The organism is Lampropedia puyangensis, from assembly GCF_004833285.1.
In the GTDB taxonomy this organism is placed as follows: Bacteria; Pseudomonadota; Gammaproteobacteria; order Burkholderiales; family Burkholderiaceae_C; genus Lampropedia; species Lampropedia puyangensis.
Map to the genome: position 1 here is coordinate 271884 of NZ_STFG01000002.1, position 15671 is coordinate 287554.

Genomic DNA, 15671 nt, shown 5'->3' on the forward strand with positions numbered 1-15671 from the left:
AGCCGATAAGGTCTGGCAATGGAGGGCACTCCATATCGCGGGAGTGTGAGGCTTGCTGAACATGCGACATGCCAGTGCTAGGCTTCAGAAGATTAATTATAAATTGAGCCGTTCGCTGCGAGGGGGTGGGGCTCTTTAGCGTGACTGCAACTAGCAGAAGTGGGTAGCACTTGCTTTTGGGTGAGCTTGGGCGATTGCGGCCATTGGCCTACGCATTGCCTTGTTCGGCCGGTAGCTTAATCAGGCAAAGCCTGCGCCTATACTCAAAAAGGTAATTTCTCACTCTAATCTTGATTGATGGCGCTATGACGCAACGAAATAAACATCTTGATGCCGCAAAAGGTGTGCTGGTTTTCCTTGTGTTGCTTGGACATGTGCTGCACTACAGCAGGCAGGTTCCCATTTTGGATGTGCTGTATCGGTGGCTGTATTTATTTCATATGCCTGCATTTGTTTTTCTGTCTGGCATGGTCAGTAGCAGCATATTGGATTCGCGGCGCGCGCGCGCGCTGCTTTTTTCCGTGCTGCTTCCTTTTCTCGTGCATCAGGCGGTGCAGTCAGGGTTGTTGGCTTACCTTATACACAAGCCTTGGCAATGGGCGCTGAGCCAGCCAGTTTGGGCCATGTGGTACTTGAGTAGCTTGTTATGCTGGCGCCTAATGTTGCCTTTATTGGCGCAATTAAAGTATCCGTTGTTTGTGTCAGTTGCGATTGCACTGTTGGCTGGACTTGACGCGGAAATCGGGACGGCGTGGTCCCTGTCGCGAACATTTGGTTTTTTGCCTTTTTTTGTTGCTGGCTATTTGTGGGGACAGCGATCTGAGAAATTATCACTCCCTTCGTTGCACTGGGGTTGGGCTGTTATGGGGCTGTCTGCGCTTTTGCTTGTGGCTGTTTTGACACGCCATGCCAGTATTTCTTGGTGGTATTGGTTTGTAGGGTATTCAGCGTTGGGGGCTAGCGCAACTACGGGCATGTTGTACCGTGCGTTGCTGCTGCTGTGTGGTGCCGTGGGTGTTGTCAGCATCCTCAGTCTGGTTGGTGCGATCAAGGATGTTAATAGGCTGGCGGTGCTAGGTGCGGCGTCAATCACGCCTTATTTGCTGCATATGTATGTCATCGTAGTAGCTGATCATGTGGGAATGGGGGGCTGGATAGCATCGCTGCCTGCTGCGATAGGTGTGGCTGTGGTTGTTTGTTGCACGATGCTATTGACGTGGGTGTTAGCGCAAGTGGGAAGGAAGTTCCCCGGCTTTTGTGACTTTTCTTGGCTTGAGCGGCATGCCGTAACGCAGGTTTTTTTTCGTATGCGTTGATTTTGCGGCCTATGCGTATTCATTCGGAATTGCAATTCTTGATACACAAGCTTATAGAAGCATGCGCATAGGATCTGAGTTTCACTGTGGCTTGCTTAGAGCCGAAAAGCTACAAAAAAACTGCGCGAAAACTCTGCGGCGGCGTAATTGCGCTTGCGTATCTTGTGGCTTGCACCTAAACTTGCGACCAGAATGGCATAGGTTCTTGCGCACGGTTGAATGGTGTGTTGTTTTTTTGAAAAAACTACTAAATTCCGCTTGTGGAGCCATTTCGACGGCAGGTGTTCATGCTACGATGCCGCAGCGTGATTGAATCTTGGTCGTTACGCTTTCAAACCTCTTCATTTTTGGAGTTAACTCATGAAAAAAAATGTTTTCGCATTGAGCGTTGCCGTTGCTCTGGCCTCTTTGGCTGGTGCGGCTAATGCCCAAGAAGTTCCTTTTATCCCGAATACTGGTGGTGATGCTGCTACCAAATTCGTGGTTAATCCTGGTGGCGTAGGTCACATTCAATTGTTGCCTTACTACTCTGTGCAAGGCAATAAAAACACATTGTTGAACATTGTCAACACTGATACCCAAAACGGTAAAGTGGTGAAAGTGCGTTTCCGTGGCGCACGTAACTCTGACGACGTGTTTGACTTCTACGTGTTCCTGTCCCCAGGCGACGTATGGCGTTCACGTGTTTACCGCGATGGCGGCGAACAAACTTTCCTGCAAGCAGTAGATAATTCTTGCACATGGCCTAACAAGGCATTGCTGGAATCCACTCCATTCCAAACAACTCGCGTTTTCAACGAGTTGGAATCTGAAGTGCGCGAAGGTTACGCTGAACTGTTGACGGCTGCTGACATTCGTCCTGAGTCTGATTTCTACAAAGCCATCAAGCATGACAGCAAAGGTCAAGTGGCTTGCACTGAAACAGCTATTGCTGATGCATTGAAGCCTCTGACAACAGAAGCCAATGCTAAAACTGCTGGTTTGGACTTCCCAACAACAGGTTTGATCGCTCACTGGGCTATCACTGATGTGGTGAATACAAGCACTGTTAGCGCAAATGCAACAACATTGTTGGCTGTTGATGGTGATGGCGTTGCCGCTGAAGGTAATATCGTTGTTGCTCCTCAGCAAGATGTTGATGCGCCAACTACATGGCGTACAACAGGTACTGCAGATCCATTGTTGGCAAAAGGTGCAGTCGCAGGTATTTCTTACTTTGACTTCCCTGATCTGTCTACACCATACGTTGGTGGTACTATCACACCAGCTCAGCAAGCTAACGTGGTGTCTAATGCTTTGGCCGTGTCTGAACTCATTAACGAGTTTACAACTGGCGCAGGCGTGAATTTCAAAACTGACTGGGTGTTCTCTTTGCCAACACGTCGTTATGGTGTGGCTATTGATTATGCGGCCAATGCAGGCAAAGGCGCGGCAGTTTACAATACCAGCAGCGCGTTCTTCGATGCTAATAATGCTCAATTTACAAGCGTTGAAGGCGTCCCATCTGTTAGTATTGGTTTGAATGCTACTTATTGGGACAATGAAGAAGGTAGCGGTATTAACGCTACTGTGTCCCCAGGCGGCGGCCGTGCTCGTATCACTGGTGAAGTGAACGTGTTCTCCTTCAACAGCGATCCTGCTGAGTCTGTATTGGGCGCACAAATTTCTGCATTCAACGTGACTCCACGCGTGAACGGCAATGTGGTGGAATCCGGTTGGGCTAAAGTTGCTTTGACTAATGCTGCAGTTACTAATGCTGCGCAATGGCCATCGACTTTCACTGATGCTCAGATTAACGGTCTGCCAGTGGTGGGATATGCAGCTTTGACAGTGCCATCCAACTCCATGTCCTTCACATGGCCACACCGTTTCAACCGTTTCACCAAGTAATTGGTTTGGAGTGATGTTTTAGTTCGCTGAAACATCACTTGGTTGAGACTGTAAAGTCAAAAAAGCAGGCGCAAGCCTGCTTTTTTTTTGACTAATGGGGCTGAACTAACGATCCTGAAGATGCTCTGAATGAAGGCGAATGGGGCTGTATATTGAGCCGCAAAATCCATTCTTAAACTATTCTGAAGGTGTAAATTGAAAACGCTTATGAAGAAAAGCCATACAAATTTGAATAAATCTAGTGCTGCAGCATTGTGTGTGGCGCTGGTTGGTGTGTGTTTGGTGGGGGGGGCTCAGGCGCAAGTGGTTGTGCGTGGTAAAGATGTGCCAGTTGAAATCACAGTGACTGATATTGAGGCAGATGCTGCCGTATTGGCCCCAGAGGTGCGGCACCATGCCTTGTCTGACTCTCTCAAAATACAAGCAGCAGCCCAAGGTTTGTATGTCCGCGCAGCGTTGGCTGAGGAGGCGAAGAAGCAAAATTTGGCGCAATCGCCAATTGCTCAGGCACGTCTGAAACAGGCCGAGCAAAAAGTATTGATGGACTTGTTGTTGGAAAATGTGGAAAAAACCAAGGCCCCGACTGAGGCGGACTTGCTCAAGTACGCGCAAACAGAATACAAGCTCAATCCGGAGCGTTTCAAGGTGCCCGCCGAGAAAGAGGCGAGTCACATTCTGATTTTGGGGGATACGCCAGAGGCGCAAAAACGCATTAATGAACTTTATCAAGAGCTTGAGAAGGGTGCTGATTTTGGTGAGTTGGCGTTTGCTAATTCACAAGACCAACGCAGCGCAGCGCGCTATGGTTCCTTGGGGTATTTTGCTAAAGGAAAAATGGTTCCGGAGTTTGAAGAGGCGCTGGATGCCTTGAAGGATAAGGGCGCTTATTCGAAGCCCTTTAAAACACCATTTGGGTGGCATATCGTTCGCCTTGATGATGTACGCGAAGCGGGGAAGTTGCCTTTTGATGAGGTAAAGACCGATTTAATGGAGGCAGGTAAAGTGGCAGCCATTAAGGATTTGCGCGATAACTTGATTCAAAAAGCTGCGCAGGCCAATACGCCTGATGAGGCTGCAATTGAGGCGCTTGCCGCTGAAAACAAGAAGCTGGCTGATCAAGGTCGCCAGAAGTAATTACGTGGGCCTGGCTCAGTACAGTCGTGCTGAGTCATTTGTATTGGGGTTACGTAAAAATAAAAAAAGCCGCTGTTTTCAGCGGCTTTTTTTTATCGAATACATGTGAACGTGGTGCCCAGGAGAGGACTCGAACCTCCACGGAGTTGCCCCCGCTAGCACCTGAAGCTAGTGCGTCTACCAATTTCGCCACCTGGGCACTTCAGTGCAAGCGCAAATTGTAGCGTACAAAAAGATGTTGTGGCTCAGGCCAAATGCAGGCGCTGCAAATAAAGAGGCTAAAAGCGCTTGTTTGCAGCGTTGAAAAACAAAAAAGCCACTCAAATGAGTGACTTTTGTCGTTAAACTTGGTGCCCAGGAGAGGACTCGAACCTCCACGGAGTTGCCCCCGCTAGCACCTGAAGCTAGTGCGTCTACCAATTTCGCCACCTGGGCACTTCAGGAAAGACAGCGATTGTAATCCAAAATAACGGATCTGTTTTGAATAAATCACATTTAATGCAAGAAATTGTCGGCGTTGTCCAAGGCCGACGTGAAGGACATGGGTTCGTGACCCCCGAAACCGGTGGTGACGACGTTTATCTTCCTCCAGAAGAAATGCGCCACTTGGTGCACCGCGATAGAGTTAGTGTGCGTGTGGTACGCATGGACCGCAAAGGCCGTGCTGAAGGCCATGTGCTTGATATTCTGGAGCGACCCACTAAAACCATCATTGGACGCTTGCTGCAGGAAAGTGGTACTTGGTTAGTGGCGCCGGAAGACCGGCGTTATGGGCAAGACATCATCGTGCCCGATGCGGCCACAGCCCACGCCAAGACGGGCCAAGTAGTCGTGGTGGAGCTGACAGAGCCACCAACCTTGCATGGCCAGCCTGTGGGGCGCATTACTGAAGTGCTGGGCGACGCCGATGATGCTGGTATGGAAATCGATATTGCCGTGCGCAAATACGATGTGCCACATGCGTTCTCAGAGGCGTGCCAAAAAGCGGCTGCGAAACTGCCCAGTACGGTGCGCCCAACGGATCGCAAGGGGCGTATTGACTTGCGCGATGTACCGCTGGTGACGATTGATGGGGAAGATGCACGCGATTTTGATGATGCCGTGTATTGCGAACCTGCTAAGGTGGGACGCGGCAAGGGCTGGCGGTTATTGGTCGCGATTGCTGACGTAAGCCATTACGTCAAGTCAGGAGAGGCCATTGATGTGGACGCTTTTGAGCGTGCCACCAGCATTTACTTTCCACGCCGGGTGATTCCCATGCTGCCGGAAAAACTCTCCAACGGTTTGTGCTCGCTCAACCCTGGGGTGGACCGTTTGTGCATGGTGTGTGACATGCTGGTCAATGCCAAAGGTGAGGTGCAGGCCTACCAGTTTTACCCTGCCGTGATGCACAGCCATGCGCGCATGACGTACATGCAAGTAGCCGATATTCTGGCCAACACCCGAGGGCCCTTGGCGCAGCAGTACGAAGCGCTATTGCCTGAATTCTTGAATTTGAATGCGGTGTACCAAGCGTTGCTGGCTGCGCGCAAGTTGCGTGGAGCGGTTGACTTTGAAACGACAGAGACCCAAATTCTGTGTGATGACAATGGTCGGATTGCTCAAATTGTGCCGCGAACCCGCACGGAAGCACACCGCTTGATTGAGGAAGCCATGCTGGCCGCTAACGTGTGCGCGGCGGATTTTCTGCACAACAGCGGGCATGTGGGCATTTACCGTGTGCATGAGGGCCCCACCCCTGAGCGCCAGAACGTGCTGCGTGCCTATTTGAAAGCTTTGGGCATTGGTATAACGATTGGCGACGACCCCAAGCCGCAAGACTTTCAGGCCATTGCTGAGGCGACCAAGGACCGTGCGGATGCTCAGCAAATTCATACGATGCTGCTGCGCTCGATGCAGCAGGCCATTTACACGCCACACAATAGCGGGCATTTTGGCTTGGCGTTTGACGCGTATACGCATTTCACCAGCCCCATTCGCCGCTACCCAGATTTGCTTGTGCACCGGGTGATCAAGGCTATTTTGACCAATGGCCAGTACCGCCTGCCAAGCATTCCGGTCGCGAATGCTTCGACCGACCCATTCCGTAAGAAGCTGGCAGCGAAAGTGGCGCCACCTGAGCGTGCCTTGGCTGCGCAGCAGGGCGCATCAGCCAAGAAACGCAGCAAGCAGTTGCAGCCTGATTTTGAGGAAGTGCAAGCGTGGGAAGCAGCAGGCTTGCATTGCAGTGCGAATGAGCGCCGTGCTGATGAAGCCAGCCGCGACGTGGAGTCGTGGCTCAAATGCCAATACATGCGCGAGCATTTGGGCGAGGTGTTTGCGGGCACCGTGACGGCGGTAACGACGTTTGGCCTGTTTGTGACTTTGGATGCGATGTATGTGGAAGGGTTGGTGCACATCACCGAGCTGGGCGGCGAGTATTTCCGTTACGACGAAGCGCGGCAGGAGCTGCGCGGTGAGCGCACAGGCACACGTTATGCGGTGGGCACGCGGATGCGCATTCAAGTCAGCAGGGTAGATTTGGATGCCCGTAAGATCGATTTTGTACCTGCACAGGATGACATGGCGTTTAAGGGGGCTGCTGCGAATGGCCATGCCAAAGCAGTGCGTAAAAATGCCAAGCCCAACGGTCAGTGGTCTGAACGCTTGGATACCGGGGCAGATGCAGGCAACAGACCTGGCAAAAACAAAGGGCGCCAAGGCGGGCGTGGCGGCAGTAGCCATCCTTCTGGCGGCGTTGCTAAAGCCTCGGCAAAAACGCCGCGCAAATCGGGCGCGCGCAAAAGTCGTAAACGCTGATGTGATGGGCTTTGAGTCGCTAAACCGTTGGGTTTAGCCGCTTTACTATCGCAAAAAAACAAGGCGCACTCCACAGTGCGCCTTGTTTTTTTTCGGCGATACCAACGCGCTTATGCGCACTGACGACTGGATATGCAATGCCAGCGAAAGATTTGACAGGCATTTAACGCCGCCAGAAAGAGGGTAGCAAGAGCACCATGACGCTGAGAATTTCAAGACGGCCCAGCAACATAGCGAAAGAGCAAATAGAGAGCTGGAAATCGGTCATGAAGCTGTAGTTGCCTGAAGGCCCCACATCGGCTAAACCGATGCCGGCGCAGTTGATACTGGCCAGAATGGCAGAGAAGGCGGTCACGGGCTCAATGCCTGTCATGATCAGCAGCATGCTCAGCACAATGATGGAGCAGGTATAAAAAAGAATGAACGCCAAGATGGAAAAGATGACTTTGTTGTCCACCATATCGCCATTCATGCGCACAGGGTTCATAACACGCGGGTGCACTAACCGAATCAATTCACGCTTGGCCTGCTGCAGCAAAATCAAGGCGCGGATCATTTTGATGCCGCCGCCCGTGGAGCCAGCACTGGAAGCGACGGAGGACAGCAACAACATCAACATGGGGGCGAAAATGGGCCAGTGCATATAGTCTGCCGTGGCGTAGCCGGTTGTGGTGGCCAGTGAAATGGTATTGAACATGCCGTAACGCAAGGCTTCGGGTAAGGCGTAAATGTTCTTCCACCATAGAAAAAGGCTGATGATGAGACCTCCTATAACCAGCGTGCCAATCGTGGCACGTACCTCCGCTTCGCGCCAAAATCCGCGCAAACTGCGCTTGCGCATGGCCACAAAATATAAGGCGAAGTTGCAACTGGCAATGAGCATGATGAGCGTAGAGATGGTTTCCAGTAGCGCGGAGTCGAAGTGCCCAAAGCTGCTGTCGTAAGAAGACAGGCCGCCTAAACTGACGGTGGTAAACATGTGCATGAGGGCATCGACTGCGGGCATGCCTGCGACCCAATAGGCCAAGAAGCACAAGATAGACAAGCCCAGGTAAACCGACCATAAGCCTTTGGCGGTTTGGGTGATGCGCGGGGTGAGTTTGGTGTCTTTGATTGGGCCAGCGACTTCAGACTTGAAGACCTGACTGCCCCCGACTCCCAGCATTGGCAAAACGGCAACGGCCAGAATCAGAATGCCCATGCCGCCTTGCCATTGCATGAAGGTGCGCCACATGTTGAGCGATAGTGGCAGCGTGTCCAGGCTTGTCAATACGGTGGCGCCACTGGTGCTCAGGCCTGAAACAGCTTCAAAATACGCGGGTGCTATGCCAATGGGGGCATTGATCTGGTGGGAAATCAACCAGATCGGGATAGCGGCAAATGCGGGCAGTAAAAACCAGACCGAGGTGACCAGCATAATGCCGTGGCGCGGCTGCAGTTCTTGGCGGCAATGGCGCAGGCGGTAAAAGCCCAAGGCACCAGCAAACATGCCGATCAGCATGGGGAGGGCGTAGTCAGCCCAGAGTTGTTCTTTGCCCAATATGGATGTAGCCAGTGGCACGCAAAGTGTTGCTGAGAAGATGCCAAGCAGCCCACACAGCAGGCGCAGAACAGGCAGAAAGTCTTGCATGGTTGATGACGCGGTTGTGTAAATGCTGGTAGTGCCAGCATTTACCATCAGAAAAATGTGGGTTTGACGCTGAAGGCTTTTTCCACTTCACGGACCAGCCGTTTGTGGGGCAGGAAAAAGACGATATGGTCGCCGGTTTCAATCACGGTATGGCGATTGGGGAAAATCACTTGCGGTTCGGCTGTTGCTGCTTGGTTGCTGCTTGTTTCTTCTGTGGATGGGGCACTTGGTGGCAAAGAGGTGTTGGGCGTCAATTCTGCCGTTGGGCTGGCATGCTCGTCAGGAGGGTCTTGCGCTGGTGGTGGCTCGCAAGCTTCCATTCCGCGTACGATCAAGCCCATGTGTACATCACGAGGGAGTTTGAGCTCAGAGACTTTTTTGCCCACAACTTGGGATGTTTTTCGGTCGCCACGCACGACGATTTCCAGCGCTTCGGCTACGCCGCGGCGCAAGCTGTGCACGGCTTGAACGTCGCCATGGCGCACATAGGTAAAAAGTTCGCCGAGCATGGCCTGCGCGGGGGTCAGTGCGATATCAATTTGTGTGCCATGCATCAAGTCGGCATAGCTGCGCTGGTTGATCAAGGCCAATACCCGCTTGGCGCCCATGCGCTTGGCCAGAAGGCAGGTCATGATGTTGTTTTCATCGTCCTCGGAAAGGGCCAGCAGCAGATCAATCTCTTCAATGCTTTCTTGTTCCAGAAAGTCCTCATCAGTGGCCTCAGCATGAAATGAAAGCACGTCGTCAGGGAGCTTGGCAGACAATGCCAGACTGCTATCGCGGTTGCGTTCAACCACTTTGATGCGGTAGTAGCCTTTGCGATGCTGGCTGAGTAGTTGGGCCAGTTTGAGCGCCACAATGCCCCCATCCACAATCATGATGCGGCGCACACTGGCTGCTGGTGCTTCGATGGGCTTGGTCAGTAGGGGCAATACCTCGGCGGCACTTTGACTGGTGGTGAGGATAAACACTTCATCATCTGGCTCAATGCGGGTAGAGCCTTCGCTGGCGACAAAACGGTCAGGCTGGTCAGCAAAACGACGGTAAATGGCCACAATGCGCATTGGCAAATGCGGGTGCAGCGCACGAATTTCGGCGATGGTGCGACTGGTCATAGGGGCTGCAGCGCGTGCCCGAGCGGCTGTGAGGACGGCGCGGCCTTCGGCAAATTCCCGCACCTGCAGGGCTTGGGGGAATTCCACTAACTTGCTCAGATAGCGCGTCAACGAGTCTTCAGGGCGCAGACATTGGTCAACCGCAAAGCCTTCAGGGCCAAGCAATTGACTGTCCTCCATCCAGGCGCCAGAGCGTACCCGTGCAATGCGGGCAGGAATGCGGAACACCATATGGGCAATTTTGCAGCAAGCCAAGTTGGTTTCATCGGTGGAGGCGCAGGCGATGAGCAGGTCGGTGTCGTTGGCGCCGGCTTCTGCCAGCACAGCAGGGTCAATGCCATTGCCAGCCACGCCGCGCAAGTCAAAGCGCGATTCGAGTTCATGCAGCAGTGCGACATTGGTATCGATCACGGTGATGTCATTGCGCTCAAGCACAAGGCTTTCGGCCACGGCCTGGCCAATGCGGCCGGCACCTAGAATAATGATTTTCATAGCAATAATGCTGCGCTGATGGAAATGGTCGGCATCATACTGAATGGATCGGCAGGGTGCTCTGCACAGGCTCTTGCATGTTTGCTAAGCCACAATTCCTGCACCCATATTGCGATTGTGGCGTATTCAGTGTTTTTCCCATAGTGCGGCAACTTCAAGGAGCAGCGCATGCGCACTTATACCGGTGTATTGGATGTGCCCGCAGGCTTGCCTGTTAGTGAGTTGGACACGCCAACGTTAGTGATTGATTTGGATGCGATGGAGCGCAATGTGGAGCAGATGGCTGCATTTGCTGCGGCACATGGTGTGCTATGGCGGCCACACGCGAAGATGCACAAGTGCGCGGCATTAGCCCGGCATTTGATTGAGGCCGGCGCGAGTGGTTGCTGTGTGCAGAAAGTGGCTGAAGCACAGGCCATGGCCGCTGGCGGTGTGACAGATATTTATATCAGCAATGAAGTGTTGGCCCACAGCAAACTCAAGCGTTTGGTGGCATTGGCGGCACAACTGCACGCTAGTGGCGGCCGTTTGGCTGTGGCAGCGGACAGTGTGCTGGCGGTAGAGGCATTGGCTGGGCATGTGCGCCAGCATGAGCAGTACCAAGGCCCCGCACCCGTAGATGTGTTGGTGGAATTCAATATTGGGCAAAATCGCGCAGGGGTTCAAACTGCTAGCGAAGTGCTGATGTTGGCGCAGACGGTATCTGATGTGCCATCACTGCGTTTTGCGGGGCTGCATGCCTACCACGGTGGTGCTCAGCACATAGAGTCTGCTGTCGAACGCCACGCTGTCATGCAGCAGGCGTACGCTAAAGTGCACGAGGTGGTGCAGGTGTTGCGCGCGCACGGCTTGGATGTTGTGACGGTAACTGGCGCAGGAACAGGAACCTTTGCACTGGAGGCCGCCAGTGGCCTTTATACAGAACTGCAACCTGGCTCTTTTTTGCTGATGGATGCGCACTACGCATGCGTGCAGCCGGCTGCACAGCAACCGGTGTTTGAGCAGGCCTTATTTGTGAAAACGCAAGTGGTCTCGCGCGCAACGCACCATGCCGTGGTCGATGCAGGCCATAAAAGCCATGCCATTGATTCGGGCCTGCCAATGGTCTGGAACGGCGGCGCACAGGTGCAGTACGGTTTTGGCAATGGAGGAGATGAGCATGGCCTTATTACCGCATTGGCAGGGGCAGAGCTGCCTGCATTGGGGGATGTTTTGTGGTTGGTGCCAGGCCATTGCGATCCAACGATCAATCTGCATGATGCGATGGTAGGCCTACGCGGTGGCTTGCTGCATGGCGTGGTCGAGCGTGTTTTCCAGGTCGATGCGCGTGGCGCTTTGTGGTGAGGCATGCGCAAGTCGCACACGCGGTGTAAGGTTCTGCGTTTAGTAACGTTCGCCACAAAAGGATGAAGGCGGTGTGTGGGACTCTGGTATAAACGCTGCTTTTGATGGGGCCAGCAGCATAGGCTTGCGACAAGTCTGAATGGGCGACGCATTCAAACAGTCCGCTGTGAGTCCGCAGTGGCAGACGTTTGCCAAGGCTTGTCTGCACTGGCTCAAGGAACGCTGGCAGATGGCTTTTGAGTTCTATCTACCTGCGGGTAGGTCCATCGTACGAATTATTTTTTTGAAGGTAGCACCAGTGACAGCACTATGGCGCTTGTGGATGAGCGCAACTTTGGCTTTGGTAGTGGCAGGTTGTTCTTCTTTAGGGGCGCCACAAAGCGCATCAGTCACGCCAGATATCCCTTCCGGGGCATTGGCGCCTATTCAGCGCACCACTCTTACTGGGCTTGCAGTGCAAAGCCAAGCTCCGGCACCAGATTTATGGACGCGCATGCGCGCTGGTTTCTCGATGCCGGACTTGGACTCTGGCTTGGTGCAGGACCGCGAACAATGGTATGCCAGCCGCCCCGATGCATTGTGGCGTATGACTGAACGCTCAAGCAAATACCTGTTCCATATTGTTGAGGAGTTGGAGCGCAGGGGCATGCCTACCGAATTGGCCTTGTTGCCGTTTGTGGAGAGTGCCTACAATCCCGCCGCGGTCTCCAGTGCCAAAGCTGCTGGTATGTGGCAGTTCATGCCAGCGACAGGTACTTATTTTGAGCTCACGCAAAATGCGTTTCGCGATGACCGCCGCGATGTACTTGCCTCTACGCGAGCGGCGTTGGATTATTTGCAAAAGCTGCATGACATGTTTGGTGATTGGCAGTTGGCGTTGGCAGCCTACAACTGGGGCGAGGGGAGTGTGGGGCGAGCCATTGCCAAGAACGAAAACTTGGGATTGGGCACACGTTATACAGACTTGACGATGCCCGACGAGACGCGCTGGTATGTGCCTAAGCTGCAGGCCCTCAAGAACATCGTCAGTAACCCTAAAGCTTATGGCGTTGAGCTGGCTGATATTGGCAACCATGATTATTTTGAGACTGTGGCCATCACGCGCGATATGGATGTGGCCTTGGTGGCCCAATTAGCAGGCGTGAGTGAGAGCGACTTTCGCTTGCTCAATCCTGCTTACAAAGGCCCCACCATTTTTGCTGCAGCTACGCCAGAAGTGTTGTTGCCCTGGGATAACGCGCAGACTTTCAAGGCGAACTTAAGCCAGCAACGCGATGGCCGTTTGGCGAGCTGGACGGTGTGGACTGCACCTCAGAAAATGGCGGTTTCTGAGGTGGCGAAGAAAGTCGGGGTTGAAGAGAAGGTGTTGCTTTCTGTGAACACCATTCCGCGTGGCATGCTCGTGGATGCAGGGGCTGCCTTGCTGGTGCCGCGAACTGCATCGCTGTTGACGGACGTGGCTGCGGATATTGCTCATAACGGCCAGTTGAAACTGGCAGCGGCAAAAAGCCAGTCGACTACACGGCGGGTGACGGTGGTGGCGCGCAAAGGAGAAACCGTGGCAACGTTGGCGCGCCGCTACAAGGTGGCTGCTGCTGATGTGGCCAAATGGAATAAAGTCGGGCGCAATGCCCAATTCCGTACAGGTCAGCGCTTGGTGGTTTACCAAGCAATCAAGTCAGCAAAGCAACAATCTGCACGAAAGTGATTCGGGCCTGATAAACCATGAGGTTTTAGGTGCCAGTGACTTGGTTGCAGGACAACAAAAAAGAGCCGTTGAGGCTCTTTTTTGTTACGGAAGGTCCACTTTGTGGTTGAGGCTTTTGTATGCACTGCCTTTATCCGTATCGGCAGTGGCTGTTTTTGCGCTGGGCTGCAGCCATTCTGCGGGCCAAGCGCGCGCTTCGTGGGGCGCTGTAAAGGTGGGAGTGGCTTATGCCATTTGAGACTGGAGGTAGTTTTCCAAGCCCATTTTCTGGATGAGCCCCAACTGCTGTTCCAGCCAGTAGGCGTGGTCTTCCTCTGTATCGCGCAGCTGTTTGAGCAGCATATCGCGTGAGACGTAATCACCTTCAGCTTCGCACAAACGCATGGCGGCACGCAGGCGGTCACGCACTTCAATTTCTGTGTCTAGATCTTTTTGCAGCATCTCAGGCACTGAGTCGCCTGGTGTGAACTCCAGCGGACGCATATCAGGCTTGCCTTCGATCATGAACAAGCGGCGCATGATGTCATCAGCATGCTGCGTTTCTTCTTCCATTTCGTGGTTCAGGCGTACATAAAGCTTGTTCAACCCCAAGTCTTCATAGCGGCGTGAGTGGTAGAAATACTGGTCGCGCGCAGCCAATTCACCGCGCAGCAAATGCACGAGTGTTTCAATGACTTTTGGGTTGCCTTGCATCGGTGTGTTCTTTCGTTAAAACCTGAGCACGCTGCGCTGCTCCGGGATATCAGTTACGTCGAATCTAGACTTGGTTGGGCATGCACGGCTGTCGATGATTCGCTCAAGGCTGAAGTATGTCGTGTCTACTGCATTTTGTGAATCCAAGTCCCTGCAATGCTGGTCGATATGCAGATAGGTATGGAAAGGCGCTTAATAAGCGTTCTTATTGCCAGTTGCAGACACGCTTACCATGCAGCAAATATTAAAGTGGTCAATTCGCCAAACAGGCCAATTCACTTGTGTGTTGAGCGCGTGCATTGCATGTCTGCGCTCGTTGGATTTTTGCCGCACATTGGACCCAAGTCCATATTGATCGCAAAGGCTGCTTGCCATACTGTGCAGACGAACCTCCCTATAATACTTTTTGCTGCTGCCTCAAACGTTTGAGGGTGTGTGCCAGCGCCGTATGGCAATGCCCTCAAGTGGGCTGTATGGTGGATTTTCACCGCCTCATCGGGTGTGTTTTCTTCGTTTTTTGCAAGTGATTCAATGACAAGCAGTAATCAAGGGTTGACGCTGGTAGCTTCAGATATGGGAGCGGTCGATGCCGTCATTGCCTCTCGCTTGACGACCAATGTGCCCCTCATTGGACAGGTGGCACGTTACATCATTTCCGCCGGCGGCAAGCGCTTGCGTCCGGCTATGTTGCTGTTGGTTGCGAATGCATTGGGCTACCAAGGCCGTTTTCACCATGAAATGGCCGCGGTGATGGAGTTTATTCATACGGCAACACTGCTACACGACGATGTGGTTGATGAGTCCACCATGCGCCGTGGTCGGCCAACCGCCAACGAGAGTTTTGGCAATCCTGCCAGTGTTTTGGTGGGCGATTTTTTGCATTCCCGCGCGTTTGAGATGATGGTGGAGACTGGCAATATCGGCGTTATGCAAGTGGTTGCCGCTGCCACCAACATCATTGCAGAGGGTGAAGTGCAGCAATTGCTAAATATGCACGATGCTTCCTTGGATGAGGCAGGGTACTTGCAGGTCATTCGTTCTAAAACAGCCAAGCTGTTTGAGGCCAGCACCCAAGTAGGGGCGATTCTGGCTGGTGTGCCTGAAGCACTGGAGCAAGCCGCTGCCACCTATGGACAAGCCTTAGGGACTGCTTTTCAAATCATTGATGATGTGCTTGACTACGACGGCAGTGCTGGCGAGATGGGTAAGAACGTTGGTGATGATTTGCGTGAAGGCAAATCCACGCTGCCGTTGATCGTGGCCATGCAGCGTGGCACGCCTGAGCAGGCGCAAACGGTGCGAACGGCCATTGAAGAGGGCTCCACTGAGCAACTGGGCGACATCATTGCCATTGTGCGCAGCACTGGTGCAATTGATGTGGCACGACAGGCCGCGCATGATGAGGCGCACCGCGCCTTGTCAGCATTGGCAGGCTTTCCTGAGAATGCTTACACAGCCGCTTTGCGGGAATTGCCCGAGCAGCTGTTGGCGCGCCGTAGTTGAACCTCAACACAGCACTTAACAGTGCTGTGTTGAGGTTGAATGGATTT

10 protein-coding genes and 2 tRNA genes are annotated in these 15671 nt (G+C 53.1%); 7 read left to right on the plus strand and 5 right to left on the minus strand.

Translation table 11 applies throughout. The annotated features are described in order from the left end of the window. The first annotated feature begins 305 nt into the window (after positions 1-305). The 3 genes from E9531_RS04155 to E9531_RS04165 all read left to right on the plus strand — a co-directional run bounded on the left by E9531_RS04155 (position 306) and on the right by E9531_RS04165 (position 4340). Positions 306-1316: an acyltransferase family protein gene (locus E9531_RS04155; RefSeq protein ID WP_136572477.1), complete on the plus strand. Its 1011-nt coding sequence runs from the start codon at positions 306-308 to the stop codon at positions 1314-1316. A gap of 360 nt (positions 1317-1676) precedes the next feature. Next, a complete protein-coding gene (locus E9531_RS04160) occupies positions 1677-3206 on the plus strand; it encodes a hypothetical protein (RefSeq protein ID WP_136572478.1) in 1530 nt (509 codons plus the stop codon). A 228-nt stretch (positions 3207-3434) separates the two neighbouring features. After that, positions 3435-4340, plus strand: coding sequence for a peptidylprolyl isomerase (locus E9531_RS04165; protein ID WP_158291717.1), 906 nt, complete (start codon positions 3435-3437; stop codon positions 4338-4340). A gap of 112 nt (positions 4341-4452) precedes the next feature. On the opposite strand, the gene E9531_RS04170 is transcribed toward E9531_RS04165, so the two are convergent. Further along, positions 4453-4539: transfer RNA gene (locus tag E9531_RS04170), tRNA-Leu, on the minus strand. A 149-nt stretch (positions 4540-4688) separates the two neighbouring features. Continuing rightward, positions 4689-4775: transfer RNA gene (locus tag E9531_RS04175), tRNA-Leu, on the minus strand. Positions 4776-4838: 63 nt separating this feature from the next. Here E9531_RS04175 and rnr point away from each other — a divergent pair. After that, positions 4839-7139, plus strand: coding sequence for a ribonuclease R (gene rnr / locus E9531_RS04180; RefSeq protein ID WP_244609975.1), 2301 nt, complete (start codon positions 4839-4841; stop codon positions 7137-7139). 163 nt (positions 7140-7302) lie between these two features. Here rnr and E9531_RS04185 read toward each other — a convergent pair whose 3' ends face one another. Next, positions 7303-8769, minus strand: a complete 1467-nt coding sequence (locus E9531_RS04185; protein ID WP_136572481.1) for a TrkH family potassium uptake protein — start codon at positions 8767-8769, stop codon at positions 7303-7305. A gap of 47 nt (positions 8770-8816) precedes the next feature. Beyond that, positions 8817-10376 (minus strand): Trk system potassium transporter TrkA, encoded by a 1560-nt coding sequence (gene trkA / locus E9531_RS04190; protein WP_136572482.1) that lies wholly within the window; start codon positions 10374-10376, stop codon positions 8817-8819. Positions 10377-10544: 168 nt separating this feature from the next. On the opposite strand from trkA, the gene E9531_RS04195 reads away from it, so the two are divergent. Then, positions 10545-11720 (plus strand): DSD1 family PLP-dependent enzyme, encoded by a 1176-nt coding sequence (locus E9531_RS04195; protein WP_136572483.1) that lies wholly within the window; start codon positions 10545-10547, stop codon positions 11718-11720. Positions 11721-12042: 322 nt separating this feature from the next. Beyond that, entirely contained in the window at positions 12043-13428 is a 1386-nt protein-coding gene (locus E9531_RS04200; RefSeq protein WP_136572484.1) for a transglycosylase SLT domain-containing protein, read from the plus strand. 225 nt (positions 13429-13653) lie between these two features. Here E9531_RS04200 and bfr read toward each other — a convergent pair whose 3' ends face one another. Continuing rightward, positions 13654-14121: a bacterioferritin gene (bfr, locus tag E9531_RS04205; protein ID WP_136572485.1), complete on the minus strand. Its 468-nt coding sequence runs from the start codon at positions 14119-14121 to the stop codon at positions 13654-13656. Positions 14122-14694: 573 nt separating this feature from the next. On the opposite strand from bfr, the gene E9531_RS04210 reads away from it, so the two are divergent. Further along, positions 14695-15624, plus strand: a complete 930-nt coding sequence (locus tag E9531_RS04210) for a polyprenyl synthetase family protein (RefSeq protein ID WP_136572532.1) — start codon at positions 14695-14697, stop codon at positions 15622-15624. Positions 15625-15671 lie beyond the last annotated feature (47 nt).

Excerpts from the sequence above, each read along its gene's own strand:
- trkA (WP_136572482.1), bottom strand. The coding sequence starts at position 10,376 with ATGAAAATCATTATTCTAGGTGCCGGCCGCATTGGCCAGGCCGTGGCC.
- E9531_RS04195 (WP_136572483.1), top strand. The coding sequence starts at position 10,545 with ATGCGCACTTATACCGGTGTATTGGATGTGCCCGCAGGCTTGCCTGTT.
- E9531_RS04155 (WP_136572477.1), top strand. The coding sequence starts at position 306 with ATGACGCAACGAAATAAACATCTTGATGCCGCAAAAGGTGTGCTGGTT.
- E9531_RS04200 (WP_136572484.1), top strand. The coding sequence starts at position 12,043 with ATGAGCGCAACTTTGGCTTTGGTAGTGGCAGGTTGTTCTTCTTTAGGG.
- E9531_RS04185 (WP_136572481.1), bottom strand. The coding sequence starts at position 8,769 with ATGCAAGACTTTCTGCCTGTTCTGCGCCTGCTGTGTGGGCTGCTTGGC.
- E9531_RS04160 (WP_136572478.1), top strand. The coding sequence starts at position 1,677 with ATGAAAAAAAATGTTTTCGCATTGAGCGTTGCCGTTGCTCTGGCCTCT.
- bfr (WP_136572485.1), bottom strand. The coding sequence starts at position 14,121 with ATGCAAGGCAACCCAAAAGTCATTGAAACACTCGTGCATTTGCTGCGC.
- rnr (WP_244609975.1), top strand. The coding sequence starts at position 4,839 with ATGCAAGAAATTGTCGGCGTTGTCCAAGGCCGACGTGAAGGACATGGG.
- E9531_RS04210 (WP_136572532.1), top strand. The coding sequence starts at position 14,695 with ATGGGAGCGGTCGATGCCGTCATTGCCTCTCGCTTGACGACCAATGTG.